The sequence below is a fragment of the Sphingobium sp. LMC3-1-1.1 genome, assembly GCF_040676285.1.
Classification (GTDB): domain Bacteria; phylum Pseudomonadota; class Alphaproteobacteria; order Sphingomonadales; family Sphingomonadaceae; genus Sphingobium.
In genome coordinates, this window is the sequence record NZ_JBEGHQ010000001.1 from 555,287 (window position 1) to 566,972 (window position 11,686).

Sequence of the window (11,686 nt, forward strand, 5' to 3'; positions counted from 1 at the left end):
CAGGCAGCGTCAGGCAGCGGCGCGGGGGGCGAGGTAGCCGATCACCCGGGCAAGCGTGTCGCGCAGGTCACTGCGGTGGACGACCATGTCCAGCATGCCGTGTTCCAGCAGATATTCAGCGCGCTGGAATCCGTCGGGCAGCTTTTCGCGGATCGTGCTTTCGATGACGCGCTGGCCCGCGAAGCCGATGAGCGCATTGGGTTCCGCTATCTGGATGTCGCCCAGCATGGCATAGCTGGCGGTGACGCCGCCGGTCGTCGGATCGGTCAGCACCACGATATAGGGCAGGCCCGCGGCGTGGAGTTTCCGGATGGCCACGGTCGAGCGCGGCATCTGCATGAGCGAGAGGATGCCCTCCTGCATGCGCGCCCCGCCTGCGGCGGTGAAGATCACATAGGGGCATTTGCGGGCGATGGCCTCGTTGATGCCCTGGATGAAGGCGGCGCCCACGCCCATGCCCATGGAGCCGCCCATATAGGCGAAATTCTGAACCCCCATGACGAGCGGCACATCGTCAATGGCCCCACGGGCGTTGATCAGCGCGTCCTGGTCGCCGGTCGCGGCGCGGGCGGCCTTTATGCGGTCGGGATAGCGTTTGGAATCGCGGAACTTGAGCGGATCTTCCTGCACCTGCGGCGTTGGCAGCAGGATGAAGCCGGCATCGAGTATCTGTTCGAACCGCTCCGCAGGTCCGATGCGGCCATGATGGTCACAGCGCGGGCAGACGGAGAGATTATCCTCCCATTCCTTGATGAAGATCATCTCGGCGCAGGAAGGGCATTTGTGCCACAGCGTTTCGGCGGTGGTTTCCTTCTTCGCCATGAAGGGCAGTGCGTTGCGGACGCGGTTGATCCAGCTCATGCGGCGGTCTCCCGGAAATGAGGGCTGTTGGCGTTCAGCGCGGCGCGAAGGGCGGCGATGAAATCCTTGACGAAGGGCGCGGCGGCATCACCATGCGAACCGATGATGTCGACGATGGCGGAACCCACCACCACGCCATCGGCAACCCGTCCGATCGCGGCGGCCTGTTCAGCGGAGCGGACGCCGAAGCCCACGGCGATGGGCAGGTCGGTGGCGGCCTTCAGCCTGGCCACCGCCTGTTCGACAGCGGTCTGGGCGGCCTGCTGCTTGCCGGTGATCCCGGCGACGGCGACATGGTATAGGAAACCGCTGGCGCCGTTCAGCACGGTGGGCAGCCTTGCGGCGTCAGTCGTTGGCGTTGCAAGGCGGATCAGGTGAATGCCCTGGGCGCGCAGGGCGGGGCCGATTTCGGCATCTTCCTCCGGCGGGACATCGACGCAGATGACGCCGTCGACGCCCGCGGCTTTGCACTGGTCCGCAAACCAGGCCGCGCCGCGCACCAGCATCGGATTTGCATAGCCCATCAGGACCAGCGGCGTGTCGGGATGTCGATCGCGGAAGGCAGTAGCGAGGGCGAAGATGTCCTTCGTCTTCGTGCCGGAGCCCAGGCTGCGCAGATTGGCGAGCTCGATCGCCGGCCCGTCAGCCATCGGATCCGTGAACGGCATGCCGAGTTCGATGATGTCCGCGCCCCCTTCCACCAGGGCGTCGAGGATGGCGGGCGTGTCAGCCACGGTCGGATCGCCCGCGGTCACGAAGGTGACGAGCGCGGCGCGGCCCTGCGACTTGCATGCGGCGAAGCGGGCGGAGAGACGATCGGCGCTCATATCTCGACCCCCAGGGCGCTCGCCACCGTGAAGATGTCCTTGTCGCCTCGCCCCGAAAGATTGACGATGATGATCTGCTCCGCGTCGAGAGTGGGCGCGACCTTTTCCACGCTGGCGATGGCGTGCGCGGATTCCAGCGCCGGAATGATGCCCTCCAGCGCGGAGAGTTTCTGGAAGCTGGCCAGTGCCTCGTCGTCGGTGATCGGCATATATTGCACGCGGCCGATTTCGTGCAGCCAGCTATGTTCAGGTCCGATGCCGGGATAGTCGAGACCGGCGGACACGCTGTGCGCTTCGGTGATCTGCCCGTCCTCGTCCTGGAGCAGATAGGTGCGGTTGCCGTGCAATATGCCGGACTTGCCGCCCGCCAGACTTGCCGCATGCTTCCCATGCAGGCCTTCGCCCGCCGCTTCGACGCCGATCATCTTGACCTCCGCATCGTCGAGGAAGGGGTGAAAAAGGCCGATGGCGTTGGAGCCGCCGCCGACCGGCGCGATCAGCAGATCAGGCAGGCGGCCTTCCAGTTCCAATATCTGTTCGCGTGCTTCCCGGCCGATGATCGACTGGAAATCGCGCACCAGTTCAGGGTAGGGATGCGGCCCGGCCGCCGTGCCGATGATATAGAAGGTGTCGTGGACGTTCGACACCCAGTGACGCAGGGCATCGTTCATCGAATCCTTCAGCGTCTGCGATCCGGAAATGACGGGGATCACTTCCGCGCCCAGCAGTTTCATGCGGAAGACGTTGGGCTTCTGCCGCTCCACGTCCTTTGCGCCCATGAAGATCTTGCATTCCATCCCGAACAGCGCGGCGACGGTGGCGGTGGCGACGCCGTGCTGGCCCGCGCCGGTTTCGGCAATGACCTTCTTCTTGCCCATGCGACGGGCGAGAAGCGCCTGCCCGATGCAATTGTTGATCTTGTGCGCGCCGGTATGGTTGAGTTCCTCGCGCTTCAGGTAGATTTTTGCGCCCTTGCCGGGGCCGGCATCGGCGCGCAGCGCTTCGGTCAGGCGCCCCGCATAGTAAAGCGGGTTCGGGCGGCCGACATAGCTGCGCAGCAATTCGGTGAATTCGGCATCGAAGGCCGGATCCTGCTTCGCTTCCTTGTAAACCTTCTCCAGCTCCAGAATGAGCGGCATTAGGGTTTCGGCCACATAACGGCCGCCAAAGGTGCCGAAATGGCCGGAGGCATCGGGCTGTGAACGCAGGCTGTTGGGCAGGGTGATATTATCGGTCATCATTTCCATCTCTTCGGGCATGGGTTGGATCACTTGGGCCAAGTGATCAACGCCATCGAAGGCTGATGCGTTCTGAATTTATGCTCTGCGTCAACATGCCGATGCCGCATTGCAGAAGGCCATGATCTTGTCCACACTCTTGATGCCCGGCGCGCTTTCGACCCCGGAGGAAATGTCGACCAGCGGGGCGCCGGTGATGCGGATGGCCTCGGCCACATTGTCGATGCCAAGTCCGCCCGAAAGCCCCCAGGGCAGGGAGGGGGAGGCGCCACGCAGCAATGTCCAGTCAAAGCGCAGGCCCATGCCGCCGGGCAGCGCAGCACCATCGGGCGTCTTGGCGTCGAACAGGAGGAAATCGACAGCGTCGGCGTAAATCCCCGCGGCGGCGATATCCGCGCCGGTCTTGACCGAAATGGCTTTCCAGACGGGAATGCCGAAGCGTGTGCGAATGGCGGCGGCGCGTTCGGGCGTCTCCTTGCCATGGAGCTGGAAGGCGGTGAGGGTGCCGGTGGCGCTCAGATCAGAGAGTGTTTCGTCGGTTGGATCGACCAGCACGGCGACGCGCCCGATATGGGACGGGACGGGCGCGGCCAGCGATCGCAACTGGTCCGCTTCGACATGCCGGGGGCTTTTCGGAAAATGGACGAAGCCAAGATGGGTGGCGCCCGCCCGCATGGCCGCGCCGATCGTGTCGGGCGTCGAAAGGCCGCAAATCTTGATGGCGAGTCGGGACATGAAGGCGCTTTAGCCGGTGCGGCAGGGTGTGAGAACCGCTTTCATCCCGCCACCCTTTCTCCTGGCATCGCGGGCGTGGTGGAGCGGGATCAGCCGCGGGCGGCGCGACGGATCAGATGAGACGGCTATGACTATTGGACGAGGGATAGGCGCGTCGTTCGAATGGAACGGGCAAAATAACTGGAATCGGATCCCAGTCAGCCAGAAAGCACCAGATTCCGGCCCTGATCCTTTGCGCGATAGAGTGCCGCGTCGGCCCGGGCAAGCACGGCCACATTATCCGCTTCATCCCTGCCAATCATGGCGACACCCGCAGAGAAGGTTATGGCGCCCATCGGCTCGTCGGTCTCGCGCAAATTGAAAGGACGTTGCCCCAGGTCTCGACGCGCCTTGTCAACGAGCGCTACGCCGTCCTCCAGGTCCAGATCGGGCAGGATGACCAGAAACTCCTCTCCGCCCCATCGACCGACCATATGTGGTGCGCAGCCCTCCGAAAGTGAGGCGGCGACCGTCTTGATGACGCGATCTCCAACAGCATGGCCATAACGATCGTTCACCGACTTGAACCGGTCGATGTCGCAGATCGCGACGAGATAGGGCCCTTCGGATGCGATCAAACGCTCCAATTCCATGTCGAGCGCTCTTCGGTTGTGAAGACCGGTCAACGCGTCTTTCGTCGCGTCGTGGCGAGCGACATCCAGCTCGCGCCGGAGCGCCTCGACTTCGCGAGCCGCTGCCGCAAGCTCGTTCTCGGCCCTCAAGGATCGCTCGATCATGCTCGCGACGATCGGCGCAAGATCCGATGTCTCCCCATCCAGCCTGTCGTAGCCCGCGCTCAGTTCCCGGTTGAATTCCCCCGTCGCGGCGGCCGCGCTTTGCGCGATCTCGCCCAAGCGTATGGCATGATGCCGTGCCAGGTCCTGGCCCTTGTCGGCCTCGATGGCATTAGCCACCCCGACATGGCCCACGAACTGAATGAAAAGGTCATCCGCCTGCTGCTGACTCATGCGAACGCCGCCATCGATAATGGCGTTCATGGCTCGCACCAAGGCTGAATCCGTATCGGTCTTTAGCGCATAGCCCAATGCGTAATTTCTTGGTGTCGCTACGAGCCACTGTTGTTGAAGGAACGTCAACACATCCTTCGCGACGGCATATGTCTGCTTTTGCACCATTGTACTCCCCCAAGTACGTCATGATGGCGGCCCCTCTAAACTACCGGACAGGTGGCGGCAATGACCGTCGACGGCATTAATTGCATGCCTGCTTCCCGATGACGCGCCGTGATCCGTCGAGGGAGCGCCCATTCAGTTTCGTCATTCCCGCCCTTGTTAGGCGGGAATGATGCAGGATGAAGGATTGCGCCTTTCTGCGTTGCGCGGAGGCAGGGATCAGAAGCCGGCTGGAAACTGGTGCCTGCCCTGTTCGTCCAGGCGTAGGATCACCTTACCCGCCACGGCGTTCAGGGGAAGGTCGCCATAGAGGTGCGGGAAGAGGGCGCCGCCGCGTGATTCCTCCCATTTGAGGGTGTCGCCGAAGGGAGCGAGATCGACCATGACCATCACCAGATGGTCCTGCCCGGCGAAATGTTTGGCGGCGGTTTCGGCGGCCTGCTGGCGGGTGGACATGTGGATATAGCCGTCCGCAAGGTCGACGGGCGCGCCCTTGAACGTGCCGTCGGCCTTGAGCTGGTCATACTGATCCTTCGTCAGGATCTTGTATGCGAAGAGGTCGGTCATTCCTCGGTCAGGTCCGGGTCGGTTTCGGGGCTGACCTGCGGGTCGACCTCGAGGCCGGCCGGGGTGCTGACCTCCGCCTCCTCATCGCTTTCCTCGATCTTCGCCGCGCTGACGACATGTTCGTTGTCGGACACGTTGAAAAGGCGAACGCCCGCCGAGCTGCGGCCGATGACGCGCAGGCTTTCCAGTCCCATGCGGATCAGCTTCGCCTGATCGGTGACAAGCATCAGGTGATCGCCGTGGCGCGCGGGGAAGCTGGCGACGACGGGACCGTTGCGACCGATATTGTCGATATTGGTGATGCCCTGCCCACCGCGTCCGGTTCGACGATAGTCATAGGCGGAGGACAGCTTGCCATAGCCGTTGGCGCAGACCGTAAGGATGAACTGTTCCTTCGCGGCGAGTTCAGAGAAGCGTTCCGCATCCATCTGGGGTTCGCCATCCTTCTCCGGCTTCCAGGGGGCGAAGCGGAGATAATCGTCGCGCTCTTCCTGATCCTTGATGCCGGCGCGATGCAGAATGGAAAGCGAGATCACCTCGTCATCCTTCCTGAGCGTCATGCCGCGCACGCCTGTGGAGGTGCGGCTCTGGAATTCGCGCACGTCGGTCGCCTGGAAACGGATGGCCTTGCCCTGGCGGGTGGCGAGGAGGACGTCATCCTCTTCGGTCAGCAGGGCGACGCCGATCAGGCGGTCGTCGCTGTCATCGTCGAAGCGCATGGCGAGCTTGCCGTTGCTGGGCACGTTGGCGAAGGCGTCCATGCTGTTGCGGCGGACCGTGCCGTTCGCGGTGGCGAACATGACGTGCAGATCCTTCCAGCTTTCCTCATCCTCGGGCAGCGGCAGGACGGTCTGGATCGTCTCGCCGGGGCTGAGCGGCAGCAGGTTCACCATTGGACGGCCACGCGTGGCCGGGCCGCCTTCGGGCAAGCGCCAGACCTTGAGGCGATAGACCTTGCCGGCGGTGGAAAAGAAGAGGACCGGCGTGTGCGTGGAGGTCACGAACAGTTCGGTGATCGCGTCCTCATCCTTGGTCGCCATGCCGGAGCGGCCCTTGCCACCACGCGCCTGCGCGCGGAAGCTTTCGAGCGGGGTCCGCTTGATATAGCCCTGCACGGTGACGGTGACGACCATCTCCTCGCGCTCGATCAGGTCTTCATCCTCGATGCCGTCGGCGGCGGCGGTGATTTCCGACAGGCGCGGGGTGGCGAAGTCGCGTTCGATCGCCTCGAACTCCTCGCGCATGACGGCGTAGAGCTTCACCCGGTCACCCAATATAGCGAGATATTCCGCGATGGCGGCGGCGAGTTCGGCCAATTCATTGCCGATCTCGTCGCGTCCGAGCGCAGTCAGGCGATGCAGGCGCAGGTCGAGGATGGCGCGGACCTGGACGTCGCTGAGGCGGTAGGTGTCGCCCGATGCTTCGGTCTCGATCGCCTCGACCAGCTTGAGATAAGGCGCGATCTCCGCCACCGGCCATTCGCGGGCGAGCAGGGTCTCGCGGGCTTCCGCAGGGCTGGCCGAACCGCGGATGATGCGGACCACTTCATCGAGGTTCGTCACCGCGATGACCAGGCCCAGCAAGATATGGGCGCGGTCGCGGGCCTTGTTGAGTTCGTACTTGGTGCGGCGGGTGATGACTTCTTCGCGGAAGCGGATGAAGGCTTCTATGATGTCGCGAATGTTGAGCAGTTCCGGGCGGCCGCCGCGAATGGCGAGCATATTGGCCGGGAAGCTCGACTGGGCGGGGGTGTTGCGCCAGAGCTGGTTGAGCACGACTTCGGGCGTGGCGTCGCGCTTCAGGTCCATGACGATGCGGACGCCTTCGCGGTTCGATTCGTCGCGAATGTCGCTGATGCCTTCGATCCGCTTGTCCTTGGCGGCTTCGGCGATTTTTTCCACAAGGCCGTTCTTGCCGACCTGATAGGGGATTGCGGTCAGGACGATCGACTGGCGATCGCCGCGTCCTTCCTCGATCTTGTAGCGCGAGCGCATCATGATCGAGCCGCGTCCGGTGTGATAGGCGCTGCGGGCGCCCGATTGGCCCAGGATCAGCGGGGCAGTCGGGAAATCAGGGCCGGGGACGATCTGGATCAGTTCGTCGATAGTGATGCCGGGATTGTCGATATAGGCCAAACAGGCGCGGATCACCTCGCCCAGATTGTGCGGCGGAATGTTGGTCGCCATGCCGACTGCGATGCCGCCCGCGCCGTTGACCAGCAAATTAGGGAAGCGCGCCGGCAGGACCTGCGGTTCGCTTTCCGAGGCGTCATAATTGGGCTGGAAATCGACGGTGTCCTTGTCGAGATCGTCGAGCAGGGCGTTCGTCACCTTGGCCAGGCGCGCTTCGGTATAACGCATGGCCGCTGGTGGATCGGGGTCCATGGAACCGAAGTTCCCCTGGCCGTCGATCAGCGGCACGCGCATCGACCAGTCCTGCGTCATGCGCGCCAGGGCGTCATAGATCGCGCTATCGCCGTGGGGGTGATATTTACCGATCACGTCACCGACGATGCGCGCCGACTTGCGATAGGGCTTGTTGTAGGTGAAGCCCGATTCATGGGCCGAGAAGAGAATGCGGCGATGCACCGGCTTCAGACCGTCGCGCACGTCCGGCAGGGCGCGGGCGACGATCACCGACATGGCATAGTCGAGATAGCTTGCCTTCATCTCCTCCACGATGGAGATGGGGCTGATATCCGAGGGGTCGGCGAGGGCAGTCTCGTCGGTCAAAGCGATTCTCTTTTTGGATGGATGAATTGTGCTGCCGCATCACTAGCGGAGCGAAACAAATCTGTCACCCCTCGCGCGCGCACGCGCAATGGCATGAGATGCGTGCAGGGTGCGCCAGATCGTTTCCGGGGGGCTGACAGGCGGTTAACTGGTGCATATAGGTCGTTCAATGGTTATTCACGCGCCGACCCCTAATCGGCGTCAAACGAAAGCCGCCTGTCCCCCGGGCGCAGAGGAGAAGATGAACATGCGTTTTGTTACCCCCGTGGCGCTCGCGCTGACTCTTGCGCTGGCTGGCGGCGCCGTTTCGGCCCCGGCATTCGCGGCCAAGAAGGACGAGAAGAAGGGCGGCGCGCCCAAGCTGAACGTCTCGCCCGACGTGATCAAGGCCTTGCAGGCAGCGCAGCAGGCGGCCGGGAAGCAGGACTTCGCCGCCGCCAAGGCAGCGCTGGCCGACGCCGACAGCAAGGCGAAGTCGAACGACGACAAATATCAGATCGGCGCCGTCAAGCTGAACACCTCCATCGCCAGCAAGGATGCCGCGATGCAGGGCGAGGCGCTGACGCAGATGCTGGACAGCGGCCTTACGCCGCCGGAACAGGTGGGCCAGTTCAATGCGATTGCCGCCGATCAGGCGTTGCAGATGAAGAATTACGACCTTGCCATCACCCATGCGCGGGCCGCCTTGCAGGCCGGCTACAAGCCAGACGTGGTGAACGTCGCGTTGGCGCAGGCCTATTTCGGCAAGGCAGGCACCGCCAATTCCTCGGTCGAGCCGCAGCGCGGCCTCAACCAGCAGGGCCTCGCCGCGCTGAAGGCGGCAGCGGACGCCACCAAGGCCGCCGGTGGCCAGGTGCCGGCGCAATGGTATCAGATCGGGGTCAGCCGCGCTGCGAACGCGAAGCTGCCGGAAGTCACCGAATGGGCGAAGTCGGCCTATCAGGCGGCACCCAGCGGTGAGAATCTGCGCACGCTGATCCGCCTGTTCCAGCAGGCCAATCCCAACATTTCCAACCGCGAGAATCTGGACGTGATGCGTCTGATGGCGACGTCCGGCGGTCTGGTGGTCTCTCAGGACTATCTGGAATATGCGGAAATGGCGTCCAAGACCGGCATTTACGGCGAAGTGAAGACCGCCATCGATGCCGGCCGGAGCAAGGGTGTGCTGAGCGCCAGCCAGGGCGGCGACCTGTATCAGCCGGCCGTCGCCAAGATCGCGGGCGACAAGGGATCGCTGGGCAGTGCGGAAGCCGATGCGCGCAAGGCAGCGAACGGCAAGATCGCGGCAGCCACGGCCGACGCCTATCTGGGCTATGGCGACTATGCCAAGGCGGTGGCGATGTTCGAACTCGCCAAGCAGAAGGGCGGCGTCGACGCGGACGAGATCAACACGCGCATGGGCATTGCCAAGGCGCTGAGCGGCGACAATGCGTCGGCCAAGGCCGCTTTCCAGTCGGTGCAGGCCGGTTCGCGCAAGCAGATCGCCGATCTGTGGCTGGCCTATCTGGGTACCAAGGCCTGATCCTCGCCTGACAGAGGCGCACTGCCCGGCGGGTGGTGCGCCTTTTCGCCTTCGAACATCATGATCGTCTGGCCGAAGCCAGGCAACAAGGGGGATGGCTGCCATGGCCGTGACGAGACTTTCGATTCTGACCTGTGGGATGTTCACGGGAGCCGCCTTGCTGACGGCCACGCCTGTCATCGCGAAAAAGCCCAATGTCGGCCCGGCAATCGAGATGTCGGACAGTTTCCGCGCCGCCACCCAGGCAGCGGACAGTGCGATCAAGGCCGGTGATGTCTCCACTGCCCAGGCCCAGATTTCGGGCCTGATGCCGGTCAGCGACTTCGAAGCCTATGTCGCGGCCGGCCTGCGCTTCGAGCTTGCGGTGCTGAAGGTCGACCGGCAGGCGCAGCGCGTGGCGCTGAACGATATGTTCAAGACGTCCTCGGTGCCCAAGGGCGACATGCCGCGCCTGCGCTATGTTGCGGGCTACCTGTCCTATATCGTCGGCAATTATGACGATGCGACGGCGCAGCTCGATTACGCCAAGACGCTGGGTTACGATCCCATCGACGCCACCATGCTGCGCGCCGACATCGCCATCCGGCGCAACAGGACGAAGGATGCGCGCGGCTTTGTGCAGCAGGCCCTGGCGCGGCAGCGGGCGGCGGGGCAGCCGATCCCGGCGGCCTGGTATGACAGAGCGATCTCCATGGCCTATCAGGCCGGGGACTGGGCTGAGGTGGGCGCGCTGTATCGGGAGCGCCTGACCCACTATGATTCGGCGGGCGAGTGGCGGTCGGCCCTGGCCAATTACCTGACGGCGCCCGGCATGGATTCGCAGGTGCAACTCGACCTTTACCGTCTTCAGGCCGCCAATGGCGCCATGGCCAGCGAGCGCGATTACCAGGCCTATGCCCAACTGGCCGAAAAGACCGGCTATAGCGCGGAGACCAAGGCGATCATCGAGGCCGGTCGCTCGGCCGGCAAGCTGACTCCGACACAGGCGGTGACCGCGCAATTGCTGAAGGGCGCGACGCCCAAGGCGGCCAAGGAAATAGCCGGTCTGCCCGCTGCTGCGAAGAAGGCGGCAGCGGCGAAGGACGGGTCGGCGGCCATGGCGGTCGGCGACACCTATTTTTCGCTCGCGCAGTTTCCGCAGGCGGTGGAGCAATATCGGCTCGCCCTGAGCAAGGGGGGCGTTGATGCCGCAAAGGCGAATGCGCGGCTTGGCGTGGCGCTGGCAAGGTCGGGCGATCTGGCGGGCGCAAAGGCGGCGCTTGGTCAGGCGACGACGGGCAATTGGGCGAATGTCGCCGGCTTCTGGTCAGTCTGGGTCGATCAGCAGAGCAGGAAGACGGCAGCGAAGCCGGTCGTCGTTCCGTCGGCGGGCTGAGGGAAAAATCGCGGCGAGGTCGGGGCTGGGGCCGGGAGCGCGCTGCGTCGGATGACGCAGGTCACGCGCTCTCGCTTCTGTAGCATCATCATGGGCGAAAGCCGGGTTCCCGCTTTCTCCCCCCAGCCAGTCAAACCGGAAGCGGTACGCCGGGCAGGTTCTTGGAGGTGCGGATGGTGAGCGACGTCTTCACGCTCACGACATTGGGCGCCGGCGTCAGTTTCGACGTCAGGAACTGCTGGAAACTTTGCAGATCCTTGGCCACCACCTTCAGGATGAAGTCGATTTCACCGTTGAGCATATAGCATTCGCGGACCTCGGGCAGGGTCGCGACATGATCCTCGAATGCCTTCAGGTCCGCTTCGGCCTGGCTCTTGAGGCTGACCATTGCGAAGACGGTGATGGTGTAGCCCAGCATCGACGGGTTCACCACGGCATGGTAGGAACTGATGGCGCCACTTTCCTCCAACGCCCGCACGCGACGGAGGCATGGGGGGGCCGTCAGGCCCACCTTGCGAGCCAGCTCCACATTGGTCATCCTGCCGTCGTCCTGCAGTTCGCCAAGGATCTGGAGATCGATGTCGTCAATATTGGGGCCGGCCATTATTCCGCTTATTTCCTTGCCTGTTAATATCGCGTTACCATAATAATATTTCA

At 63.6% G+C, this 11,686-nt stretch carries 10 protein-coding genes; 2 read left to right on the forward strand and 8 right to left on the reverse strand.

Going from position 1 to position 11,686, the window contains the following annotated elements:
- Positions 1 to 9: 9 nt before the first annotated feature.
- The 7 genes from accD to gyrA all read right to left on the reverse strand — a co-directional run bounded on the left by accD (position 10) and on the right by gyrA (position 8,132).
- Complete coding sequence (accD, locus tag MRBLMC3_RS02755) at positions 10 to 861, reverse strand: acetyl-CoA carboxylase, carboxyltransferase subunit beta (protein WP_363734912.1); 852 nt, start codon at positions 859 to 861, stop codon at positions 10 to 12.
- Positions 858 to 1,688 (reverse strand): tryptophan synthase subunit alpha, encoded by an 831-nt coding sequence (gene trpA / locus MRBLMC3_RS02760; protein WP_363734911.1) that lies wholly within the window; start codon positions 1,686 to 1,688, stop codon positions 858 to 860. Before trpA ends, accD begins: the two co-directional genes overlap by 4 nt.
- Positions 1,685 to 2,926: a tryptophan synthase subunit beta gene (gene trpB, locus MRBLMC3_RS02765; protein ID WP_363735385.1), complete on the reverse strand. Its 1,242-nt coding sequence runs from the start codon at positions 2,924 to 2,926 to the stop codon at positions 1,685 to 1,687. The genes trpA and trpB overlap by 4 nt, the downstream gene beginning before the upstream one ends.
- Before the next feature lie 90 nt (positions 2,927 to 3,016).
- Positions 3,017 to 3,661: a phosphoribosylanthranilate isomerase gene (locus MRBLMC3_RS02770; protein WP_363825649.1), complete on the reverse strand. Its 645-nt coding sequence runs from the start codon at positions 3,659 to 3,661 to the stop codon at positions 3,017 to 3,019.
- 197 nt (positions 3,662 to 3,858) lie between these two features.
- Positions 3,859 to 4,836, reverse strand: coding sequence for a GGDEF domain-containing protein (locus MRBLMC3_RS02775; protein ID WP_363825651.1), 978 nt, complete (start codon positions 4,834 to 4,836; stop codon positions 3,859 to 3,861).
- Between the two features lie 216 nt (positions 4,837 to 5,052).
- Entirely contained in the window at positions 5,053 to 5,400 is a 348-nt protein-coding gene (locus MRBLMC3_RS02780; protein WP_363754181.1) for a DUF952 domain-containing protein, read from the reverse strand.
- Positions 5,397 to 8,132 carry a DNA gyrase subunit A gene (gene gyrA / locus MRBLMC3_RS02785; protein ID WP_363825654.1) on the reverse strand — a complete coding sequence of 912 codons (2,736 nt, stop codon included), beginning with the start codon at positions 8,130 to 8,132 and terminating at the stop codon, positions 5,397 to 5,399. The genes MRBLMC3_RS02780 and gyrA overlap by 4 nt, the downstream gene beginning before the upstream one ends.
- A gap of 241 nt (positions 8,133 to 8,373) precedes the next feature.
- Here gyrA and MRBLMC3_RS02790 point away from each other — a divergent pair, with 241 nt between their 5' ends.
- Together MRBLMC3_RS02790 and MRBLMC3_RS02795 are read left to right on the forward strand one after the other, a co-directional pair.
- Positions 8,374 to 9,654 (forward strand): hypothetical protein, encoded by a 1,281-nt coding sequence (locus MRBLMC3_RS02790; RefSeq protein ID WP_363734904.1) that lies wholly within the window; start codon positions 8,374 to 8,376, stop codon positions 9,652 to 9,654.
- Positions 9,655 to 9,757: 103 nt separating this feature from the next.
- A complete protein-coding gene (locus MRBLMC3_RS02795; RefSeq protein ID WP_363734902.1) occupies positions 9,758 to 11,029 on the forward strand; it encodes a hypothetical protein in 1,272 nt (423 codons plus the stop codon).
- Positions 11,030 to 11,159: 130 nt separating this feature from the next.
- Here MRBLMC3_RS02795 and MRBLMC3_RS02800 read toward each other — a convergent pair whose 3' ends face one another.
- Positions 11,160 to 11,633 carry an Lrp/AsnC family transcriptional regulator gene (locus MRBLMC3_RS02800; protein ID WP_133654704.1) on the reverse strand — a complete coding sequence of 158 codons (474 nt, stop codon included), beginning with the start codon at positions 11,631 to 11,633 and terminating at the stop codon, positions 11,160 to 11,162.
- Positions 11,634 to 11,686 lie beyond the last annotated feature (53 nt).